Below are 21,846 nucleotides of genomic sequence, written 5' to 3' on the forward strand. Positions count from 1 at the left end.
TCTCCAGAAATCATGAAGGAAACGTATTTATATCGGCGGTGTTAAATACAGATATCACGCTCTTTAATTCGGAAATAAAACCTTAATCACCAATATTGAAAATGTCACACATTGATATTCGTAACTTTCAATAGTGTTACGCACCTCACCAATATTGAAAGAAATATGCCAAATATGAAAATTTTCAATATTGTTTGCTGGCTCAACAATATTGAACGTCAGACACTTAAAAAACTTAAAAAACTTAAAAAATCACAATCAAGCAATTGACAAATAAAGAAAAAGTCAAAATTTAAACACAAAACAATCAACGCAAAAAAGTGTGACACAGATAACAGAATCACCCGAAATGAATACCCATTATGAGTCACTCATTGAGGCGTCCCAGAGGTTAAAAACTTATCAACAAACCATTAATAATAAATAAACAAACGTTCATGGACTGGCACGCTAAATAAATTTCGTTTTCACACTGGAATTCACTTATGAAAAATGAAAAGAAAAAATCGGGAATTGAACCGAAGGTTTTTTTTCCGCCATTAATAATTGTCGGGATACTTTGCTGGCTAACAGTCAGAGATCTTGATGCCGCTAACGTCGTTATTAATGCGGTATTCAGTTATGTCACCAACGTCTGGGGTTGGGCATTTGAATGGTATATGATCGTCATGCTCTTCGGCTGGTTCTGGCTGGTTTTTGGCCCCTATGCCAAAAAGAGATTAGGTGACGAAAAACCGGAGTTTAGTACCGCCAGCTGGATTTTCATGATGTTCGCCTCCTGTACATCCGCTGCGGTTCTGTTCTGGGGCTCTATTGAGATCTACTACTATATCTCCACCCCGCCGTTCGGCCTGGAACCAAACTCCACCGGCGCGAAAGAGATAGGTCTGGCGTACAGCCTGTTCCACTGGGGGCCATTGCCGTGGGCAACCTATAGCTTCCTTTCCGTGGCCTTCGCCTACTTCTTCTTTGTACGCAAGATGGATGTCATCCGCCCCAGCTCCACGCTGGTACCGCTCGTCGGTGAAAAGCATGCGAAAGGGTTGTTCGGTACCATCGTCGATAACTTCTACCTGGTGGCGCTGATCTTCGCGATGGGCACCAGCCTCGGTCTGGCTACCCCGCTGGTCACCGAGTGTATGCAATGGCTGTTCGGTATTCCGCATACGCTGCAATTGGATGCCATCATCATTACCTGCTGGATCATTCTGAACGCGATTTGCGTGGCCTGCGGCCTGCAAAAAGGGGTCAGAATCGCCAGCGATATGCGTAGCTACCTGAGCTTCCTGATGCTCGGCTGGGTGTTTATCGTCAGCGGCGCCAGCTTCATCATGAACTACTTCACCGACTCCGTCGGGATGCTGTTAATGCACCTGCCACGGATGCTGTTCTATACCGACGCCATCGGTAAAGGCGGCTTCCCACAGGGCTGGACCGTTTTCTACTGGGCGTGGTGGGTTATTTACGCCATCCAGATGAGTATCTTCCTGGCCCGTATTTCCCGTGGTCGTACCGTACGTGAACTGTGCTTCGGGATGGTGATGGGTCTGACCGCGTCTACCTGGATCCTGTGGACAGTGCTGGGCAGCAACACGCTGCTGCTGATGGATAAAAACATCCTCAACATTCCGCAACTGATTGAGCAACACGGCGTGGCGCGCGCCATTATCGAAACCTGGGCCGCCTTGCCGCTCAGCACCGCCACCATGTGGGGCTTCTTCATCCTCTGCTTTATTGCCACCGTCACGCTGATTAACGCCTGCTCTTACACCCTGGCGATGTCGACCTGTCGTGAAGTTCGCGATGGTGAAGAGCCGCCTCTGTTAGTGCGTATCGGCTGGTCGGTGCTGGTCGGCATCATCGGTATCGTTCTGCTGGCGCTGGGTGGGTTGAAGCCCATTCAGACCGCGATTATCGCCGGAGGATGCCCGCTGTTCTTCGTCAACATTATGGTGACGCTGTCCTTTATTAAAGACGCCAAAGTGCACTGGAAAGACAAGTAATTCTTATTAACCCAATTGATCAAGAGGCTGAAAGATGGATTTCAACTTAAATGACGAACAGGAGCTGTTTGTCGCCGGTATTCGCGAACTGATGGCCAGTGAGAACTGGGAAGCTTATTTTGCCGAGTGCGATCGTGACAGCGTCTACCCTGAGCGTTTTGTAAAAGCGCTGGCGGATATGGGTATTGATAGCCTGCTGATCCCGGAAGAACACGGCGGTCTGGAAGCGGGTTTTGTTACCGTCGCCGCCGTCTGGATGGAACTGGGACGTCTTGGCGCGCCAACTTACGTGTTGTACCAATTGCCGGGAGGTTTTAACACTTTCCTGCGTGAAGGGACTCAGGAGCAAATTGATAAAATCATGGCGTTCCGGGGCACCGGTAAGCAGATGTGGAACTCTGCTATCACCGAACCGGGAGCGGGATCGGATGTTGGTAGTCTGAAAACCACTTATACACGCAAAAATGGTAAGGTTTATCTCAATGGCAGTAAGTGCTTTATCACCAGTAGCGCCTATACCCCGTACATCGTGGTCATGGCGAGAGACGGTGCATCGCCGGATAAACCGGTTTACACCGAGTGGTTTGTGGACATGAGCAAAGCGGGTATCAAGGTCAACAAACTGGAGAAACTCGGTCTGCGCATGGATAGCTGCTGTGAAATCACCTTTGATGACGTTGAACTGGACGAGAAAGACATGTTCGGTCGGGAAGGTAACGGCTTCAACCGCGTGAAAGAAGAGTTTGACCATGAACGCTTCCTCGTCGCGCTGACCAACTACGGTACCGCAATGTGCGCTTTTGAAGACGCTGCGCGTTACGCGAATCAGCGCGTGCAGTTTGGTGAAGCTATTGGCCGTTTCCAGCTGATTCAGGAGAAGTTTGCGCATATGGCGATCAAACTGAACTCCATGAAAAATATGCTGCTGGAAGCCGCGTGGAAAGCAGATAACGGCACTATTACCTCCGGCGACGCGGCCATGTGCAAATACTTCTGCGCCAACGCCGCGTTTGAAGTGGTAGACACCGCCATGCAGGTACTGGGAGGTGTTGGTATCGCGGGCAACCACCGCATCACGCGTTTCTGGCGTGACCTGCGCGTTGACCGTGTTTCTGGTGGTTCTGACGAAATGCAGATCCTGACGTTGGGTCGTGCGGTACTCAAGCAATACCGCTAATCGATCCCTTGTAGGCCTGATAAGACGCGGGGCGTCGCCATCAGGCAATCATGCCGGATGGCGCTGTGCTTATCCGGCCTACATACCGCAAAAAATGCCAGGAGAAAAACGATGAATCATTTACCAATGCCAACCTTTGGCCCGCTTGCTGGGGTACGCGTTGTTTTTTCAGGAATCGAAATCGCCGGTCCGTTCGCCGGACAGATGTTCGCCGAATGGGGCGCCGAGGTTATCTGGATTGAAAACGTCGCATGGGCCGATACCATCCGCGTACAGCCTAACTACCCGCAGCTCTCACGCCGCAACCTGCACGCCCTGTCGCTGAATATTTTCAAAGATGAAGGTCGGGAAGCGTTTCTGAAACTGATGGAAACCACCGATATTTTCATTGAAGCCAGTAAAGGCCCGGCCTTTGCCCGCCGCGGTATTACTGATGAAGTGCTGTGGGAGCATAACCCGAAACTGGTGATAGCCCACCTTTCCGGCTTCGGCCAGTATGGTACCGAGGAATACACCAATCTTCCGGCGTATAACACCATCGCGCAGGCATTCAGTGGTTATCTGATCCAAAACGGCGACGTTGATCAGCCGATGCCAGCCTTCCCGTATACCGCCGATTACTTCTCCGGGATGACCGCGACGACAGCCGCGCTGGCAGCCCTGCACAAAGTACGCGAAACGGGTAAAGGTGAAAGCATCGATATCGCCATGTACGAAGTGATGCTGCGCATGGGTCAGTACTTCATGATGGACTACTTCAACGGCGGCGAAATCTGTCCACGTATGACGAAAGGGAAAGACCCCTACTACGCCGGTTGCGGCCTGTATAAATGCGCCGATGGTTACATCGTCATGGAGTTGGTCGGCATCACGCAAATCAACGAGTGTTTTAAAGATATTGGCCTGGCCCACATTCTCGGTACGCCGGAAGTTCCGGAAGGCACGCAGCTCATCCATCGCGTGGAATGCCCTTACGGCCCGCTCGTCGAAGAGAAACTGGACGCCTGGCTGGCAACACACACTATCGCCGAAGTTCAGGCGCGCTTTGCTGAGCTGAATATCGCCTGTGCGAAGGTGCTCACCATTCCGGAACTGGAAGGTAATCCGCAGTACGTTGCCCGCGAATCGATTACTCAGTGGCAAACAATGGACGGTCGCACCTGTAAGGGGCCGAACATCATGCCGAAATTTAAAAACAACCCGGGGAAAATCTGGCGTGGCATGCCGTCACACGGCATGGATACCGCCGCCATTCTGAAAAACATTGGTTATAGCGAAGCAGATATTAAGGAACTGGTCGGCAAAGGCCTGGCCAAAGTTGAGGATTAAACGCGATGCGCTAATCGGTTTTCCGGTTAGCGCTCACGCCTGATTTCAGTGGATAAAGCAATATGGATATCGTTGGCGGACAAAACTTACGTCAGATGTGGGACGACCTGGCCGAAGTGTACGGAGATAAAACGGCGTTAATTTTCGAATCCTGTGAGGGAATCGTTCGGCAGTTTAGCTATGCCTCGCTCAATGAAGAGATTAACCGCACGGCGAACCTTTTTCATTCCTTAGGGATTCGCAAGGGCGATAGAGTCGCACTGCATCTGGATAACTGTCCGGAATTCATCTTTTGCTGGTTTGGACTGGCAAAAATCGGTGCCATTATGGTGCCGATTAATGCCCGCTTACTGGGCGAAGAAAGTGCCTGGATCCTGCAAAACAGCCAGGTGAGCCTGCTGGTTACCAGCGCCCAGTTTTATCCTATGTACCGTGAAATACGCCAGGGAAATAGCACTCCGCTTAATCATATCTGTCTGATTGGCGAGCAGCTTCCGGCTGACGATGGCGTGAGCCTCTTTTCCCAACTGCAAGCACGTCAGTCGGCCACGCTGTGCTATACGCCAGCGTTATCCACTGACGATGCGGCGGAAATTTTGTTTACCTCCGGTACCACCTCGCGTCCAAAAGGGGTGGTTATTACCCACTATAATCTGCGTTTTGCGGGCTACTACTCTGCCTGGCAAATCGCCCTGCGCGATGATGACGTGTACATGACGGTGATGCCCGCTTTTCATATCGACTGTCAGTGTACCGCGGCAATGCCAGCCTTTTCCGCCGGCAGTACCTTTGTGCTCTTGGAAAAGTACAGCGCCCGGGCATTCTGGGGTCAGGTACGTAAATATCAGGCGACGGTGACCGAGTGCATCCCGATGATGATCCGCACGCTGATGGTCCAGCCCGCCGCACCAACGGACAGGCAGCACCATCTGCGTGAAGTGATGTTCTATCTCAATCTATCCGCACAGGAAAAAGACGCCTTTACCGAACGCTTTGGCGTCAGGCTGCTGACCTCTTATGGTATGACTGAAACCATTGTCGGAATTATTGGCGACCGTCCAGGAGACAAACGACGCTGGCCTTCCATTGGTCGCGTGGGTTTTAGCTATGAAGCTGAAATTCGCGACGATCAAAATCGCCCGCTACCCGCCGGAGAAATTGGCGAAATCTGTATTAAAGGCATCCCCGGCAAGACTATCTTCAAAGAGTATTACATGCAGCCGGAGGCAACCGCCAGGGCGCTGGAACCAGAGGGCTGGTTACATACCGGTGATTCGGGTTACCAGGATGAGGATGGCTATTTCTATTTTGTCGACAGACGCTGCAACATGATTAAACGCGGCGGGGAAAATGTCTCCTGCGTCGAGCTGGAAAATATTATTTCTGCACATCCGAAAATTCAGGACATTGTAGTGGTTGGTATTAAAGATGCGATCCGTGATGAAGCCATTAAAGCATTTATTGTCCTTAATGAAGGTGAAACATTAAGCGAGGCCGAGTTTTTCAGCTTCTGCGAAAACAATATGGCGAAATTCAAGGTTCCCTCTTTTATGGAGATCAGGACCGACCTGCCGCGCAATTGTTCAGGAAAAATAATCAAAAAAAATCTGAAATAAACCTTCCGGCAGGAATCCCTCCCGCCGGGAAACTATTTATCTGGAGATGAACTATGAGTGAATCATTACATCTGACCCGTAACGGCCCGATCCTGGAAATTACCCTCGACCGACCTAAAGCGAATGCCATTGACGCGAAAACCAGTTTTGCGATGGGTGAAGCTTTTCTTAATTTCCGTGACGACCCGGAATTACGCGTAGCAATCATTACCGGCGGCGGTGAGAAATTCTTTTCTGCTGGCTGGGACTTAAAAGCGGCAGCGGAAGGTGAAGCGCCGGATGCCGATTTTGGTCCCGGCGGCTTTGCCGGTTTAACCGAAATATTTGACCTCGATAAGCCGGTCATCGCCGCGGTGAACGGCTATGCGTTTGGCGGCGGTTTTGAACTGGCGCTGGCGGCAGACTTTATTGTCTGCGCCGAAAACGCCAGCTTCGCGCTGCCGGAAGCAAAGCTTGGCATCGTGCCTGACAGCGGCGGCGTTTTGCGCCTGCCTAAGCTGTTGCCACCAGCTATCGTCAACGAAATGGTGATGACAGGCAGACGAATGAGCGCCGAAGAAGCGCTGCGTTGGGGAATCGTGAACCGCGTTGTCAGCCAGAGCGAACTGATGGATAGCGCGCGCGAACTGGCGCAACAACTGGTCAATAGCGCTCCGCTGGCGATCGCGGCGTTGAAAGAGATTTATCGCGCAACCAGCGAAATGCCGGTTGAAGAAGGCTACCGCTACATCCGCAGCGGCGTGCTGAAGCATTATCCGTCGGTACTGCATTCGGAAGATGCGCTCGAAGGACCGCAGGCATTTGCCGAAAAACGCGATCCGGTGTGGAAAGGTCGTTAATGTGACCTGGCCGGATGGCGTTTCGCTTATCCGGCCTACAACACATGCACAACCGTAGGCCGGATAAGGTGTTTACGCCGCCATCCGACAAAAAAAACCGAGGTACAACCATGAGCTATTACGCCTTTGAAGGACTGATCCCGGTGGTGCACCCGGATGCGTTTGTCCATCCCAGCGCCGTGCTGATTGGCGATGTCATCGTGGGTGCTGGTGTTTATATTGGCCCACTCGCGTCATTGCGTGGGGATTATGGTCGCCTGATCCTGGAGGCAGGATCTAATCTACAGGATGGCTGCATTATGCATGGCTACTGCGATACCGATACCATCGTGCATGAAAACGGCCATATCGGCCACGGCGCTATTTTACATGGGTGCGTGGTGGGACGGGACGCCCTGGTCGGCATGAACAGCGTCATTATGGACGGCGCAGTGATTGGCGAAGAGAGCATTGTCGCCGCCATGAGTTTTGTCAAAGCCGGATTTCAGGGTGAGGCAAGGCAACTTCTGGTGGGTTCACCTGCGCGCGTACTACGCCAGGTCACGGACCAGGAGCTGCACTGGAAACGCCTCAACACCAAAGAATATCAGGATCTTGCGATCCGTTGTCGAACGGGGTTATCTGAAACGAAGCCGTTAACGCAGGTCGAAGAAAACCGGCCGCGCCTGAAAGGCACGACGGACGTGAAGCCAAAATCAGCACAGTAATTGATGCCGGATGCGCTCACGCTTATCCGGCCTACGCGTCAATTACCGTTTACCCCGCCATCAGGTTAAACAGACAATTAGCGACGCATACTTTTTGACAGCATCATCTGCCATTTCTGCTCACGGTTTAGCTCTGTGGGGGGAACGGCAGACAGTCGCGGCGCTTTCGCCACGCTCACTTTTCTTTCCTGCAAATTATGATTCAATCGGCGATAGAGTTGAGAGTCGATACTCACGACTTTCACCAGACGCTGGCACTGGCAGCCTCGTCCTGCAATTTGGTTAGGGATCATCTTCACTTCACAAACAATTTCCCCCACTTTTGACAGAATATAGGAGAGCGTATTAATTGCTTTGCAATGTTCAATATCAAATTGACGGGAAATCTCCCTGGCAGTGATCCATCGGTTCTCTGCCATCATCCAGTCAGCAATTAACAAATAAAGCGGTCTTTCAACATATTTTTCACACATAAGCACACCATTTCACAAATTAAAAATCTGGCTACGGCCTGTCCAAACTAATAAAAACTAAGCCATATTAAAATTGTGGATATGCAAGATAGTATGCGACTTAAATATTGATTAGTGTGAGCAATATCGTGCTTATTACATTGAAAATGTGGTTACGGAAACGGACTTCTCCAGGAATGACCTTACGCAAGATAAAAAAAGGGTTTCTTTACAGAAACCCTTTCAACATTATATTACAGGTCCGGTTAGAGCAATATCCGCCGGACCCTTTGTTTACGACTTTTTGATCTGCGCGTGCATTTCCTGCACCGAGGTTACCTTCTCGGTGGCATCGGCATTGAGCGCCATCGTCGTTGCAAAACCGCCGTTCAGCGTGGTGTCATAATGCACTTTATACTGCAGCGCGCTGCGGCGAATCACCCTGGAGTCTTCAATCGCGCGGCGACCTGCGGTGGTGTTGATGATATAGGTATATTCGCCATTCTTGATACGGTCCTGAATGTGCGGACGACCTTCGTGCACCTTGTTCACCAGACGCGGGTTGATACCGGCTTCGCCCAGCACAATCGCCGTACCGTGGGTGGCATCCAGCTCAAAGCCCTGTTTCAGCAGCTTAGCGGCCAGGTCCACCACGCGCTCTTTGTCGCCTTCGCGGACGGAGAGCAGCGCACGGCCCTGTTTCTTCATGGTGGAGTTACTGCCCAGCTGCGCCTTAGCGAACGCTTCCGCGAAGGTACGGCCCACGCCCATCACTTCCCCGGTGGAGCGCATTTCTGGCCCTAACAGCGGGTCAACGCCGGGGAATTTGTTGAACGGCAGCACCACTTCTTTCACCGAGTAGTACGGCGGGATAATTTCTTGGGTCACGCCCTGCTCGGTCAGCGATTTGCCGGCCATCACGCGCGCCGCCACTTTCGCCAGCGGAACGCCGGTGGCTTTGGAGACGAACGGTACGGTACGCGCCGCACGCGGGTTGACTTCAATCAGGTAGACTTCGTTGTCCTTGACCGCAAACTGCACGTTCATCAGGCCGCGCACCTGCAACTCGAAGGCCAGCTTCTGCACCTGCTGGCGCATCACGTCCTGAATTTCCTGGCTCAGCGTGTAGGCCGGCAGGGAACAGGCGGAGTCGCCGGAGTGTACGCCCGCCTGCTCAATGTGCTCCATAATGCCGCCAATCAGCACCATTTCGCCGTCGCAGATAGCGTCCACGTCCACTTCAACCGCGTCATCAAGGAAGCGGTCCAGCAGCACCGGCGCATCGTTAGAGACGCTGACCGCCGTCTGGAAGTAGCGACGCAGGTCGGCTTCGTCATAGACAATTTCCATCGCCCGGCCGCCCAGCACGTAAGAAGGACGTACCACCAGCGGGTAGCCGATCTCTTTCGCTTTTTCGACAGCCTGTTCAATGGCGGTGACGGTGGCGTTGGCCGGTTGCTTCAGCTTCAGACGGTCAACCGCATGCTGGAAGCGTTCACGGTCTTCCGCGCGGTCGATGGCGTCCGGGCTGGTGCCGATAACCGGCACGCCTGCCGCTTCCAGCGCGCGCGCCAGCTTCAGCGGGGTCTGGCCGCCGTACTGCACGATAACGCCTTTCGGCTTCTCGATACGCACGATTTCCAGCACGTCTTCCAGCGTCACCGGCTCGAAGTACAGGCGGTCGGAAGTGTCGTAGTCGGTAGAGACGGTTTCCGGGTTACAGTTGACCATAATGGTCTCGTAACCGTCTTCGCGCAGCGCCAGCGAGGCGTGTACGCAGCAGTAGTCAAACTCAATGCCCTGGCCGATACGGTTCGGGCCGCCGCCGAGGACCATGATTTTGCCGCGGTCAACGGACGGGTTCGCTTCGCACTCATCTTCATAAGTGGAGTACATGTAGGCGGTATCGGTGGCGAATTCCGCCGCGCAGGTATCCACACGCTTGTAGACCGGATGCAGGTCATACTGGTCACGCAGCTTACGGATTTCCGCTTCGCGTACGCCCGCCAGTTTCGCCAGACGCGCATCGGCAAACCCTTTACGCTTGAGCTGACGCAGGAAGTCGGCGTTGAGGCCGGTAATACCGACTTCAGCCACTTTCTCTTCCAGACGCACCAGTTCTTCAATCTGTACCAGGAACCAGCGGTCGATGTTGGTCAGGTTGAACACGCCGTCGACGGAGAGGCCTGCGCGGAAGGCATCGGCGATATACCAGATACGATCTGCGCCCGCATCTTTCAGCTCGCGGCGGATTTTGGTCAGCGCTTCCGGGTCGTCGAGGCTGACTTTCGGGTCGAAGCCGGTGGCGCCCACTTCCAGGCCGCGCAGCGCTTTTTGCAGGGATTCCTGCTGGGTGCGGCCAATCGCCATCACTTCCCCGACCGATTTCATCTGGGTGGTCAGACGGTCGTTAGCACCGGCGAATTTCTCAAAGTTAAAGCGCGGAATTTTGGTGACAACGTAGTCAATAGACGGCTCAAACGACGCCGGCGTACGGCCACCGGTGATGTCGTTCATCAGCTCGTCGAGGGTATAACCCACCGCCAGTTTGGCGGCCACTTTGGCAATCGGGAAACCGGTGGCTTTCGACGCCAGCGCCGAGGAGCGGGAGACGCGCGGGTTCATTTCGATAACGATCAGACGACCGTTTTTCGGGTTCACTGCGAACTGGACGTTAGAACCGCCGGTTTCGACGCCGATTTCACGCAGAACCGCCATCGAGGCGTTACGCATGATTTGGTATTCTTTGTCGGTCAGAGTCTGCGCGGGCGCCACGGTGATCGAGTCACCGGTGTGGATACCCATGGCATCGAAGTTTTCGATAGAGCAGACGATGATGCAGTTGTCGTTTTTATCACGCACCACTTCCATCTCGTACTCTTTCCAGCCGATCAGCGATTCATCAATCAGCAGTTCGTTGGTTGGCGAGAGATCCAGACCGCGTTCGCAGATTTCTTCGAACTCTTCACGGTTGTAAGCGATACCGCCGCCGGTGCCGCCCATGGTAAAGGAAGGACGGATGATGCACGGGAAGCCCACGTCAGCGGCAACCGCCAGCGCTTCTTCCATAGTGTGCGCGATACCGGAACGCGCGGTGTCGAGACCAATTTTCTTCATCGCGATATCGAAGCGACGACGGTCTTCGGCTTTATCAATGGCGTCGGCGGTCGCGCCAATCATGGTCACACCGAACTCTTCCAGCACGCCCTGACGCTCCAGCTCCAGCGCGCAGTTTAGCGCCGTCTGGCCGCCCATGGTCGGCAGCACCGCATCCGGACGCTCTTTTTCAATGATTTTGCGCACCACTTCCCAGTGAATCGGCTCGATGTAGGTGGCATCGGCCATTTCCGGGTCGGTCATGATGGTGGCCGGGTTGGAGTTCACCAGAATAACGCGGTAGCCCTCTTCGCGCAGCGCTTTACACGCCTGAGCGCCGGAGTAGTCAAACTCACACGCCTGACCGATAACAATCGGGCCCGCGCCCAGAATCAGGATACTTTTTATGTCTGTACGTTTTGGCATGGCTCTTATTACTCCTGATTATTTCGCGGACTGACGGTATTGCTCAATAAGCTCGATAAAGTGGTCGAACAGCGGCGCCGCATCGTGCGGGCCTGGGCTCGCCTCCGGGTGACCCTGGAAGCTGAACGCCGGTTTATCGGTACGGTGAATCCCTTGCAGGGTGCCGTCGAACAGCGACTTGTGGGTCACGCGCAGGTTGGCTGGCAGCGAGTCTTCATCCACCGCAAAGCCGTGGTTCTGCGCGGTGATCATCACCACGTTTCTGTCCATATCTTTTACCGGATGGTTGCCGCCGTGATGGCCGAACTTCATCTTAACGGTCTTCGCACCGCTCGCCAGCGCCAGCAGCTGATGGCCGAGGCAGATGCCGAACACAGGAATGTCGGTCTGGAGGAATTTCTCAATCGCCTCGATGGCGTAGTCGCACGGAGCCGGGTCGCCAGGGCCGTTTGACAGGAAGATGCCGTCCGGATTCATTTTCAGCACCTCTTCAGCAGAGGTCTGCGCTGGCACCACCGTCAGGCGGCAGCCGCGATCCACCAGCATACGTAGAATGTTGCGCTTGGCGCCAAAATCGTAGGCCACCACATGGAACGGCAGGTCATCCTCAGATTTCGCTTCCGGTAAACCGTCTTTCAGCGTCCAGCTACCCTGCGTCCAGCGGTAAGTTTCCGTCGTGGTCACTTCTTTCGCCAGATCCATACCGTTCAGTCCAGGAAATGCTTTCGCTTTTTCCAGCGCCAGCTTCGCATCCGGGCTATCGCCTGCAATGATGCAGCCGTTCTGTGCGCCTTTCTCACGCAGCAGTCGGGTCAGCTTGCGGGTATCGATATCAGCAATCGCCACAATGTTATGCCGTTTGAGGTAAGAAGAGAGGTCTTCTGTGTTACGGAAGTTGCTGGCAATCAACGGCAGATCGCGAATCACTAAACCTTGCGCATGAACCTGAGAAGATTCTTCATCGGCTTCATTGGTGCCGACATTACCAATATGGGGATAAGTAAGAGTGACGATTTGGCGGGAATAGGAAGGATCAGTGAGGATTTCTTGATAACCGGTCATTGAAGTATTGAAAACGACTTCCCCAACCGCCGAACCTGTTGCCCCTATGGCCCGACCGTGAAACTGGGTTCCGTCTTCCAGAACCAATAGCGCTGACTTAATCAAAATACCCTCCAGAGAATATTCACTCACTTTATTTGCATATTAATTCATTCAGTCAGTATGAAGCAATGCAAATTTGCTTACCCGTGGATTTCTGGCAAACGGCGGCATTCTGAAGTTAAGCCGGATAAAAGTCAACTTAAAGCGGGTATTTTTTATGTTATTTTGCACATTATAAGTAAGTTATTCTGTTTAAGAGGCAAAAAAATCAACTAAGTGACGATAGAAAACGCTTGCGCTTCCTTGAGTTCGCAAAAAACTGACTGTCATGATAAAAAGTGGACCAAATGGTCAAATTTCACATTAAAACAACAAAAAACAACGATAAAAATCCATTTAATAGCCATTAATGTTATTAAATTAATAAAAATTCAAAATTAAGCAAATTAACAACAAAAAGAGCTTAAAAATCAACTTGTTATAAAAAGAAAAAATCAAATTAAACACATCATAAAATCACAAAAAAAAGCAAGTTAAGACAATATAATGATAACTCCAATTTCGATATTAATATCTAACTTCTTTTTCTTTAAGACAGGCGCATACGATTGGACCAAAAACAGCCTCACTACAGCATAAAAAAGCTAACTTATTGAAGCAAAAGAGATAAAACGATCCCGTGGAACAGCACTAACCCCCCAATGGATATCAGTCTTATCAGTCTGGTCGAGGTGCCTTTTGCATACGGTAAGCCACTGCGGCAGAACATGTCGTGGGAGAAGAAACTGTCGAAACATGAATGGTGAAAGGCGTTATTTATCTGACCGAATAACCGGGGGCAAAAACAAAAGGGCAATAATATATTGCCCTTTGTAATCAATTAATCTTGATTACCACAACCACATCACGAAGGTATTTAGTCGCTATAATACATCCAGCCCCAGCACATCCCGCATGTCAAATAGCCCATTTTTCTTCGTTTTTAGCCATAACGCCGCTCGCAACGCGCCATTTGCAAACGTCATGCGGCTGGAAGCTTTATGCGTAATCTCTACGCGCTCGCCAATATCGGCAAACATCGCGGTATGTTCGCCGACGATGTCGCCCGCGCGTACGGTTGCAAAGCCAATCGTGCCCGGTACGCGCTCGCCGGTATAACCTTCACGCGAGTAGACCGCGCAGTCCTTCAGATTTTTATCCAGCGCCCCGGCGATTGCCTCGCCCATTTCCAGCGCCGTACCCGACGGTGCATCCACTTTATGGCGGTGGTGCGCTTCAATAATTTCAATATCGCTATAGTAGCCCATTACCTTCGCGGCTTTCTCCAGCAGCTTGAGCATGACGTTAACGCCGACGCTAAAGTTTGCGGCGAAAACGATCGCAATCTCTTGTGACGCCTCGCGAATGGCTTGTTTACCGGCGTCGTCAAAGCCGGTAGTACCAATCACCATCCCTTTACCATGCTGGCGGCAAAACGCCAGATGCGTCAACGTGCCTTCCGGACGGGTAAAATCGATGAAAACGTCAAAATCATCTTTTACCGCCTCAAGGCTGCTTTGAACGATCACGCCGGACTTTCCCGCCCCTGCCAGTTCGCCAGCATCGCTGCCCAGCAAGGAAGAGCCTTCGCGCTCCAGCGCGGCACCCAGCTGAACACCTTCCATCGCCATGGCGGCCTGGATTAACTGCCGTCCCATGCGGCCACCGGCGCCGGCAATGGCGACGCGGATTTGTGCTTCATGCATAGCTATTCTCTTTTGTAAAAATTGCGTAAACCGTTTTCAGAGTAGCCAGCGCGCCCGGAGGCCGCCATCTAAAATCGCCGATAATTAGAAATTAATGATAAACAGGGAGCGATATCAGTAAAAGACATGATTCATCCCGCAGGATGAATCATTGCTGGAGAGAATGAAAGAAGAGAAACTTACTCAGGATAGAGGGAACCGGCAGGAAAATGACTTAAAAACCAGGTCACTGCCAGTAAATCCGCGCTACCGCCAGGGCTTAAGTTACGCAGGATGAGTTCATCATCGAGGGACTGCATCGCTTCAATGCCCCCCTCAACCAATACGCCCCCTTGCCACAACAATTTTTGTGCCTGCTGCTGCACGTAGTAAAGCCCTTCCAGGCCTCCCCGCGACACCAGATTGGTATCATCATTCCACGCCATCAGATGCAACAATGTTTGCAGTAGGGCAAGATGGGTATCGTCATGCTCCTGCACGACCCGGTTAAACACCGGCAAAGCCTGCGTTCTGACGGTTCGAAAACCGCTTTCCGCTTCTCCCCGCGCGCCCGACAGGCCATAGCACTGGAAATGGGTTTCACTCTTTGTCAGTTTTCCCGCTTTTTTTGTTGAGAGCTCGTGGGCAACAATATTCCGACTCAGGCGGGCAACCTGGTCGCAGATACGATTTTGCTCCAACGGTTCTCCCCGCGCGAGAAGTCGGCCAATCGCTGCGCTCAGCAGGCCAAAAGCGAAAATCGCCCTGCGATGGGTATTCACACCATTGGTCGCCTGTAGCATATCGTTCTCACAGGCCATCCCCAGCGGACGCAGCATCACCAGGACATTTTCTGCCGCCAGCGCCGCCGTGTTGTTGCCCATGATAAAAAACTTTTCCATCCATGGAGCAATGGCGGTAGTGCTACGTTCAAATGCCGCCAGATCCATATCCCTATGCGCTCCCGAATTACGAATATCGACCAGACCGGGTTTTGGTGTCAGCCTGGCTTCCGTCAGCAGCGCTCTTGCAACCAACCCATTAAGTTCGCCAGCCGCCAGCGATGAGTACGCTGGCGTACGCCGTTCAGTCACAACGCTCACGTTCATAGCATTCAATCCTTCGTGCAATTTCATCCAACAAAAGGTCAAGGGTGTGATGCTTGCCCCGGGCACAGAGATGAGCATCCTGCTGGCATATCAAACATGGCCGGGCAGGATGCCCGAGTTCACGGCGTGATAGCGACTTACCGTCGCTATCAATAATGTCGATGTCCCAAAGCCGCCCTAACGGATGGCTCATCTCTAGTGTCGACATGTGCTGTTTCAACGCCATTGCCGGCGCACAGACCGCTGCCATCCATTCCGGGCCGCTGCGTTCATTTACCTGCATTTCCCAGACGTTGACCCACTCCTTCTGTTCGCAAAGCGCCAGTATTTCGGCAATTGCGTAATCGGCGACACGCCGCCAGACCGCTGAGTTTTTAACGGCGCCCGGTGCAACCAGCGTGAGGGAAATCAACGGTAGCCGATAGCAGTTCAACGCCTGACGCTGCCTGGCGGCACGTTTATCGCGCGCTTGTAGCGTCTCCTCCAGCGTAACTGCCTGGCCCTGGTACAGCAGGTCTGTGCCCTTCATCAGCCTTTAACCTGGCGAATCACGTCAATCACTGAACCGTCGCGATAACGCACCACAGCCACCACCCGATCGGTAAACTCAATCGGCTGCGGTTTACCGGTCAGTTGCTCAGCGCGCTGTTGCAGTTGTTCGATGGTCGTCAGCGCCACGCCCGCAGCACGCAGGTTATCAAGCAGATCCTGACGCGCAGGGTTCACCGCAATACCATGGTCGGTAACCAGCACATCAACACTTGCCCCTGGCGTGACGGTAGTCAGCACTTTTTCCACTACGCATGGGATTCGGCCACGGACCAGCGGTGCGGTAATAATGGTGAGATCGGCCCCTGCTGCCGTATCGCTATGGCCGCCCGATGCGCCACGCAGTACGCCGTTTGAACCGGTCATCACGTTAACGTTGAAATTCACGTCAATTTCCAGTGCGCTCAGCATCACCACGTTCAGGCGTTCGCATGCCGCGCCTTTAGAGGCGGGGTTCGCGTATTGATTGGTTGAGATTTCAATATGATGCGGGTTCTGCGCCAGCGAACGGGCGGCATCGCCATCGAATGATTGCGTATCCAGCAACGCTTTGATCAACCCTTTCTCATGCAGATCCACCATCGTGCCGGTGATCCCGCCCAGGCCAAAACTCGCCGTAATGTTGTGGCGACGCATTTTGTCTTCCAGGAAACGGGTGACCGCCAGAGATGCGCCACCGGTGCCGGTTTGCAGCGAGAAACCGTCACAAAAATAACCTGAGTGTTCGATCACATTGGCCGCCTGCCGGGCGATCAACAGTTCACGCGGGTTGCTGGACAGACGAATCGCGCCCGCGGTGATTTTTTCCGGATCCCCTACCTCATCCACCTGCACGATTAAATCAACCTGATCCTGCGCGATACTGGCCGGATAATTGGGGAATTCGACCCACTCTTCAGTCAGGAGCACCACACATTTAGCGTACTGCGCATCAACCTGCGCATACCCCAAAGAGCCGCAGCGTGACTTGCCGCTAAAGCCGTTCGCATTACCAAATTCGTCGCAGCACGGCACGCCGAGGAAAGCGACATCAATATTCAGCTCACCGCTCTGAATCAGTTTTACGCGGCCGCCGTGAGAGTGGATCTGTACCGGGTTTTCCATCAGGCCAGCGGAGATCTCTTCCCCTAACTTGCCGCGCAGCCCGGAGGTGTAAATCTGCCGCACCACGCCATTTTTAATGTGTTCGATAAGCGGCCAGTGGGCATCAATTAATGAGCTGGAGGCAAGCGTCAGATCGCGGAATCCCATTTCCGCCAGCTTCGCCATCACCATATTGACGACTTTGTCGCCACCACGAAACGCATGGTGGAAGGATATCGTCATGCCATTTTTAAGCCCGGAACGACGGATAGCCTCTTCAAGCGAGTCACAAATTTTACGCCGACGCTTTTCCGTTTCACTGGCAAGCCACGGGCTGTTCGCTGTTACCCCCTGGTAGGGCTGTAATCCTTCCGGTACGACATATTGCTGGTTGAGCATGGTTACAGTCTCTTTCATGGTTCCTTCCTTAATCACGAATACCGGAAGCCGACAGCGCCACCACTTTGCGCGCATGGTCGATAATCGGGCCGTCAATCATTTTGCCGTTGAGTGAAACGACGCCCAGACCGCGAGACTCAGCCTCTTCAGCGGCGGCAATCACCTCATACGCATGCTCAACTTCTTTACGTGTCGGAGAATAAGCCTGATGTAACAGCTCAATCTGACGTGGGTTCACTAAGGACTTACCGTTAAAACCAAGCCCTTTCGCCAACTGCACTTCTTTCAGGAAGCCTTCTTCATTATTGATATCCGACCAAACGACATCATAGGCGGCAATACCCGCAACGCGCGCCGCATGTAGCACTGCGCAGCGGGCGTAGAACAGCTCGGTGCCATCGCCCCGGCAGGTGCCCATATCCATCACGTAATCAAATGCCGCCAGCGCAATCGCCACCATGCGCGGGCTGGAGGTGGCGATGTCGACGGCATTGACCACGCCTTTCGCTGATTCGATCGCCGCCATCAGCCTGGTACTGCCGACTTCACGTCCACATTCACGTTCGATCCGTTCGACCTGCGCTTCCAGCTCCAGCACATCGTTTTTGCTGTCGGTTTTCGGCAGACGCACAATATCCGCGCCACCACGCACGACGGCTTCAAGATCGGCCAGACCGAACGGCGTGTTCAGTGGATTAATGCGCACCACTTTTTCAACATCCTGATAGAACGGATGTTGAAGCGCGTGATGGACTAAAAGACGGGCGGTATCTTTCTCACGTAATGCTACGGCGTCTTCTAAGTCGAATATCACCGCGTCCGCACCATAGACAAACGAGGTGCTCAACATGGCCGCATTTGCGCCGGGAATAAACAACATACTGCGACGAGGTCTCATAGCGCACTCCATTGAATTTCCGTTTGTTCTGCAGCGCGTAACGCCGCCGCCTGCACTCGGGCGCGTAAAATACACTCCAGCGCGCCTTTGTCATCGACGCTAACCAGCGCGCGTTCAACGCCGAGTTTCGCCAGCGTTTCCCGAACCACCTGCTCAATCGCCGCGCCAAACTGCTGCTTCACCAGACTCTCTAGCTCCAGCCGAATTCCTGGCTCGCTGGATGGACCAATCCTGATCATCACATCGCTGGATTCCAGCGTGCCTGCCAGGGCATCTTTAATGATTTTCATTAGTTATGTTCCTTGTTAACGGTGTTACGTCATATGGTTTCAGTGTGTCTGGCGGCATGCCGCTGCAGATATGCCAGGGTGCCAGCAGGCACCAGCGCGCTTATCGCCGGCCAATTACGTTCGCTATACAGTTTTCTGACGCGAGAGGCGGAAATAGCCACGCCGTTTTTCTCCACCCGCGCCAGCTCGACGACCTCAATAACCGGGCCGCTGCGCTTCGGATCGTGCAAAATGTCGTGCATTCGCTGGTTATAGGCACAGGTCAGCGGACAAAACGGTTCACTGCCGACAAAACGATGGGTAATTCCCAGCGCTGGAGCCAGATGTTCACGGAAGAGTTGCAGATCGATCTGGCAATGGCAGTCGTCCACAACCCCTTTTTCTTTGAGGAAATAGCCGGGAAAGGTCGCACGCGAGATCATATAAGCGGAGCCGGGATGCAACGTGACGTTGTCAATGCCCGCGATTCCTTGTTCGATCAGCGCCCAACGGTCGGTATAGGAAAAAAATGAAGCATCTTCTTTGAGCACAAACAGATGCAGCCAGTCACAGGCTGCCGCTGCTTGCTCCACCAGATAACGGTGGCCCAATGTAAACGGATTGGCGTTCATGACGATGGCGCCGATCGTTTTTCCCGGTTGACGATAAAGCGCCAGTTGGCGACAAAAGCGCGCTAACCGTTCACTGCTGTTCTCCATTAACACCGCCAGCTCACCTGCCTGCGCAATGGGCCAAAACCCCGCGCCAGAAAACAGCAACCGATTTTGCGGCTTAGTGAACAGGAAAAGCTCGCTGCGGTTTAACTCGTAGGCCAATGTAAGCAGCTCGGTCAGCAGTTTGAGGCTGAGCCCTTCCCCTTGTAAAACCGGGGAAACGGCGATGCATTTCAGTACGTTCCCGGCCAGAGAACCGCACCCGACTATCTCACCCTGCCAATATGCGCATACCGCGATTTCACAATCGTCTTCCAGGGCGAGTCCCACGCCCTCCAGAAACATGGCGACCGACTCGCGACGCAATACATCCTTTTGCAAATAAATGCGTTTAAATATTAGATTCACTCTATTCTGCATCCGTCAGCAAATAACGCCGCATATTTCGCCAGTGTTTATATTATTCGTCTGGAATAGACATCACACTTTCCCCCTTGCTTTTATAAGCTTTATGGTTTTTATTTCCTTAATTAACCAGAGTTAATAAAAATAATTAAATTAATTAAAAACACAACCATTCAGTGAAGATAGTCACATCTCACGGTTCATTGAATTTATTAGTATGCGCGGGTCTTGTTACCCATCAATACACAGGAAAATGTTTATGACCAACATGACCCAGGCTTCGGCGACGGAGAAAAAGGGGGCCAGCGATTTACTCAGATTCAAAATCTTTGGTATGCCGCTACCGCTTTATGCCTTTGCATTAATTACTTTATTACTGTCTCATTTCTATAACGCTATACCGACTGACTTAGTCGGTGGTTTTGCCCTTATGTTTGTGATGGGGGCCATTTTTGGTGAAATCGGCAAACGTTTACCGATCTTCAATAAATATATTGGTGGCGCACCGGTTATGATATTTCTGGTTGCGGCTTATTTTGTCTATGCTGGCATATTTACGCAGAAAGAAATTGATGCGATCAGCAACGTAATGGATAAAAGCAACTTCCTTAACCTGTTTATCGCAGTGTTGATCACAGGCGCGATCCTGTCGGTAAACCGTAAGCTGCTATTAAAATCACTGCTGGGCTATATCCCAACCATCCTCGCCGAGATTGTCGGCGCGTCCCTTTTCGGTATCGTCATTGGTCTGTGCTTCGGTATCCCGGTCGACCGTATCATGATGCTGTACGTTCTGCCGATTATGGGCGGTGGTAACGGCGCGGGCGCCGTGCCTCTGTCTGAAATTTATCACTCGGTTACCGGACGTTCTCGCGAAGAGTATTACTCAACGGCTATTGCTATTCTGACCATTGCGAATATCTTCGCCATTATTTTCGCCGCCCTCCTCGATATGATAGGCAAAAAATACACCTGGCTTAGCGGTGAAGGTGAGTTGGTTCGTAAGGCTTCCTTCAAAACCGAAGATGATGAAAAGGCCGGTCAGATTACCCATCGTGAAACGGCGGTTGGCATGGTGTTATCCACCACCTGCTTCCTGCTGGCCTATGTTGTTGCCAAGAAAATTCTGCCAAGCATCGGCGGCGTCTCTATTCACTACTTCGCCTGGATGGTTCTGATTGTTGCTGCGCTGAACGCATCAGGTCTTTGCTCACCGGAGATTAAAGCCGGGGCGAAACGTCTTTCTGACTTCTTCTCCAAACAACTGCTGTGGGTGCTGATGGTCGGTGTGGGTGTTTGCTACACCGATCTGCAAGAGATTATCGATGCCCTGACGTTCGCGAACGTAGTTATCGCCGCGATCATCGTGGTCGGCGCAGTCGTTGGCGCAGCTATCGGGGGCTGGTTGATTGGCTTCTACCCGATTGAATCATCCATTACTGCGGGTCTTTGTATGGCCAACCGCGGCGGCTCTGGCGATCTGGAAGTGCTCTCCGCCTGTAACCGTATGAACCTCATTTCATATGCACAAATTTCCTCTCGTCTGGGCGGCGGTATTGTGCTGGTTATCGCTAGCATCGTGTTCAGCATGATGGTGTAAAAAAACGCACGGCGGTGTCTTTGCCGCAAACGACCTGGAGAAAAGTAGAGGCCAAAGCCAGAGGTGGCCAAGGGAAATCCACTCTACTCCTTAGCCGGATTCACCAGGAAGGCTGTCGTCAAGGCCACCGTCGTGCCTCTCATTATGGAAAATGATTCATGAATGAAGCTGTATTACTGGGTGAAGGTTTCACCCTGATGTTTTTAGGGATGGGGTTCGTACTGAGCTTTCTGTTCCTGCTGATCTTTGCCATTCGCGGCATGTCTGCCGTGATTACTCGCTTCTTCCCGGAACCCGTCGCCGCGCCAGCACCGCGCGCCGTTCCCGTCGTGGACGACTTCACCCGCTTAAAGCCGGTGATTGCCGCCGCCATTCACCATCACCGCC

The 21,846-nt window shown here is 52.6% G+C and carries 18 protein-coding genes; 8 read left to right on the forward strand and 10 right to left on the reverse strand.

The window, feature by feature from the left end:
* The first annotated feature begins 485 nt into the window (after window positions 1-485).
* The 6 genes from caiT to caiE all read left to right on the forward strand — a co-directional run bounded on the left by caiT (window position 486) and on the right by caiE (window position 7,671).
* On the forward strand, window positions 486-2,003 hold the full coding sequence (caiT, locus tag J4685_RS15990; protein WP_000787067.1) for an L-carnitine/gamma-butyrobetaine antiporter: 1,518 nt from the start codon (window positions 486-488) through the stop codon (window positions 2,001-2,003).
* A 34-nt stretch (window positions 2,004-2,037) separates the two neighbouring features.
* Complete coding sequence (gene caiA, locus J4685_RS15995) at window positions 2,038-3,180, forward strand: crotonobetainyl-CoA dehydrogenase (protein WP_000347134.1); 1,143 nt, start codon at window positions 2,038-2,040, stop codon at window positions 3,178-3,180.
* 111 nt (window positions 3,181-3,291) lie between these two features.
* Window positions 3,292-4,509 (forward strand): L-carnitine CoA-transferase, encoded by a 1,218-nt coding sequence (caiB, locus tag J4685_RS16000; RefSeq protein WP_001016213.1) that lies wholly within the window; start codon window positions 3,292-3,294, stop codon window positions 4,507-4,509.
* A gap of 62 nt (window positions 4,510-4,571) precedes the next feature.
* Window positions 4,572-6,125 (forward strand): crotonobetaine/carnitine-CoA ligase, encoded by a 1,554-nt coding sequence (gene caiC / locus J4685_RS16005; RefSeq protein ID WP_000355788.1) that lies wholly within the window; start codon window positions 4,572-4,574, stop codon window positions 6,123-6,125.
* Between the two features lie 53 nt (window positions 6,126-6,178).
* Complete coding sequence (gene caiD, locus J4685_RS16010; protein WP_000004376.1) at window positions 6,179-6,964, forward strand: crotonobetainyl-CoA hydratase; 786 nt, start codon at window positions 6,179-6,181, stop codon at window positions 6,962-6,964.
* A 110-nt stretch (window positions 6,965-7,074) separates the two neighbouring features.
* A complete protein-coding gene (caiE, locus tag J4685_RS16015) occupies window positions 7,075-7,671 on the forward strand; it encodes a carnitine operon protein CaiE (RefSeq protein WP_000122863.1) in 597 nt (198 codons plus the stop codon).
* 77 nt (window positions 7,672-7,748) lie between these two features.
* Here caiE and caiF read toward each other — a convergent pair whose 3' ends face one another.
* The 10 genes from caiF to citC form a co-directional block, all read right to left on the reverse strand.
* A complete protein-coding gene (gene caiF, locus J4685_RS16020; protein WP_000333327.1) occupies window positions 7,749-8,144 on the reverse strand; it encodes a carnitine metabolism transcriptional regulator CaiF in 396 nt (131 codons plus the stop codon).
* A gap of 273 nt (window positions 8,145-8,417) precedes the next feature.
* Window positions 8,418-11,645: a carbamoyl-phosphate synthase large subunit gene (carB, locus tag J4685_RS16025; RefSeq protein WP_001126314.1), complete on the reverse strand. Its 3,228-nt coding sequence runs from the start codon at window positions 11,643-11,645 to the stop codon at window positions 8,418-8,420.
* Window positions 11,646-11,663: 18 nt separating this feature from the next.
* A complete protein-coding gene (gene carA, locus J4685_RS16030; protein WP_000597283.1) occupies window positions 11,664-12,812 on the reverse strand; it encodes a glutamine-hydrolyzing carbamoyl-phosphate synthase small subunit in 1,149 nt (382 codons plus the stop codon).
* Between the two features lie 860 nt (window positions 12,813-13,672).
* Window positions 13,673-14,494, reverse strand: coding sequence for a 4-hydroxy-tetrahydrodipicolinate reductase (gene dapB / locus J4685_RS16040; RefSeq protein ID WP_000544033.1), 822 nt, complete (start codon window positions 14,492-14,494; stop codon window positions 13,673-13,675).
* A 179-nt stretch (window positions 14,495-14,673) separates the two neighbouring features.
* Complete coding sequence (citG, locus tag J4685_RS16045; RefSeq protein ID WP_001103244.1) at window positions 14,674-15,582, reverse strand: triphosphoribosyl-dephospho-CoA synthase CitG; 909 nt, start codon at window positions 15,580-15,582, stop codon at window positions 14,674-14,676.
* Window positions 15,560-16,111 carry a citrate lyase holo-[acyl-carrier protein] synthase gene (gene citX, locus J4685_RS16050; protein WP_000679055.1) on the reverse strand — a complete coding sequence of 184 codons (552 nt, stop codon included), beginning with the start codon at window positions 16,109-16,111 and terminating at the stop codon, window positions 15,560-15,562. Before citX ends, citG begins: the two co-directional genes overlap by 23 nt.
* On the reverse strand, window positions 16,111-17,631 hold the full coding sequence (gene citF, locus J4685_RS16055; protein WP_000665574.1) for a citrate lyase subunit alpha: 1,521 nt from the start codon (window positions 17,629-17,631) through the stop codon (window positions 16,111-16,113). Before citF ends, citX begins: the two co-directional genes overlap by 1 nt.
* 10 nt (window positions 17,632-17,641) lie before the next feature.
* Entirely contained in the window at window positions 17,642-18,511 is an 870-nt protein-coding gene (citE, locus tag J4685_RS16060) for a citrate (pro-3S)-lyase subunit beta (RefSeq protein WP_001247802.1), read from the reverse strand.
* Window positions 18,508-18,801, reverse strand: a complete 294-nt coding sequence (gene citD, locus J4685_RS16065; protein WP_000691461.1) for a citrate lyase acyl carrier protein — start codon at window positions 18,799-18,801, stop codon at window positions 18,508-18,510. Before citD ends, citE begins: the two co-directional genes overlap by 4 nt.
* Before the next feature lie 29 nt (window positions 18,802-18,830).
* Window positions 18,831-19,874 (reverse strand): [citrate (pro-3S)-lyase] ligase, encoded by a 1,044-nt coding sequence (gene citC, locus J4685_RS16070; RefSeq protein WP_001181443.1) that lies wholly within the window; start codon window positions 19,872-19,874, stop codon window positions 18,831-18,833.
* Window positions 19,875-20,118: 244 nt separating this feature from the next.
* Here citC and citS point away from each other — a divergent pair, with 244 nt between their 5' ends.
* Both citS and J4685_RS16080 read left to right on the forward strand, forming a co-directional pair.
* The gene (gene citS / locus J4685_RS16075; protein ID WP_000183598.1) at window positions 20,119-21,459 is read left to right on the forward strand and encodes a citrate/sodium symporter CitS; all 1,341 of its coding nucleotides are present in this window, start codon (window positions 20,119-20,121) and stop codon (window positions 21,457-21,459) included.
* Window positions 21,460-21,617: 158 nt separating this feature from the next.
* A partial coding sequence (locus J4685_RS16080; RefSeq protein WP_061873869.1) for an oxaloacetate decarboxylase subunit gamma occupies window positions 21,618-21,846 on the forward strand: 229 nt, incomplete at its 3' end.

Source organism: Salmonella sp. 32100201201700099SM, from assembly GCF_017572645.1.
In the GTDB taxonomy this organism is placed as follows: Bacteria; Pseudomonadota; Gammaproteobacteria; order Enterobacterales; family Enterobacteriaceae; genus Salmonella; species Salmonella enterica.

Excerpts from the sequence above, each read along its gene's own strand:
- caiT (WP_000787067.1), top strand. The coding sequence starts at position 486 with ATGAAAAATGAAAAGAAAAAATCGGGAATTGAACCGAAGGTTTTTTTT.
- caiA (WP_000347134.1), top strand. The coding sequence starts at position 2,038 with ATGGATTTCAACTTAAATGACGAACAGGAGCTGTTTGTCGCCGGTATT.
- caiB (WP_001016213.1), top strand. The coding sequence starts at position 3,292 with ATGAATCATTTACCAATGCCAACCTTTGGCCCGCTTGCTGGGGTACGC.
- caiC (WP_000355788.1), top strand. The coding sequence starts at position 4,572 with ATGGATATCGTTGGCGGACAAAACTTACGTCAGATGTGGGACGACCTG.
- caiD (WP_000004376.1), top strand. The coding sequence starts at position 6,179 with ATGAGTGAATCATTACATCTGACCCGTAACGGCCCGATCCTGGAAATT.
- caiE (WP_000122863.1), top strand. The coding sequence starts at position 7,075 with ATGAGCTATTACGCCTTTGAAGGACTGATCCCGGTGGTGCACCCGGAT.
- caiF (WP_000333327.1), bottom strand. The coding sequence starts at position 8,144 with ATGTGTGAAAAATATGTTGAAAGACCGCTTTATTTGTTAATTGCTGAC.
- carB (WP_001126314.1), bottom strand. The coding sequence starts at position 11,645 with ATGCCAAAACGTACAGACATAAAAAGTATCCTGATTCTGGGCGCGGGC.
- dapB (WP_000544033.1), bottom strand. The coding sequence starts at position 14,494 with ATGCATGAAGCACAAATCCGCGTCGCCATTGCCGGCGCCGGTGGCCGC.
- citG (WP_001103244.1), bottom strand. The coding sequence starts at position 15,582 with ATGAACGTGAGCGTTGTGACTGAACGGCGTACGCCAGCGTACTCATCG.
- citX (WP_000679055.1), bottom strand. The coding sequence starts at position 16,111 with ATGAAGGGCACAGACCTGCTGTACCAGGGCCAGGCAGTTACGCTGGAG.
- citF (WP_000665574.1), bottom strand. The coding sequence starts at position 17,631 with ATGAAAGAGACTGTAACCATGCTCAACCAGCAATATGTCGTACCGGAA.
- citE (WP_001247802.1), bottom strand. The coding sequence starts at position 18,511 with ATGAGACCTCGTCGCAGTATGTTGTTTATTCCCGGCGCAAATGCGGCC.
- citD (WP_000691461.1), bottom strand. The coding sequence starts at position 18,801 with ATGAAAATCATTAAAGATGCCCTGGCAGGCACGCTGGAATCCAGCGAT.
- citC (WP_001181443.1), bottom strand. The coding sequence starts at position 19,874 with ATGCAGAATAGAGTGAATCTAATATTTAAACGCATTTATTTGCAAAAG.
- citS (WP_000183598.1), top strand. The coding sequence starts at position 20,119 with ATGACCAACATGACCCAGGCTTCGGCGACGGAGAAAAAGGGGGCCAGC.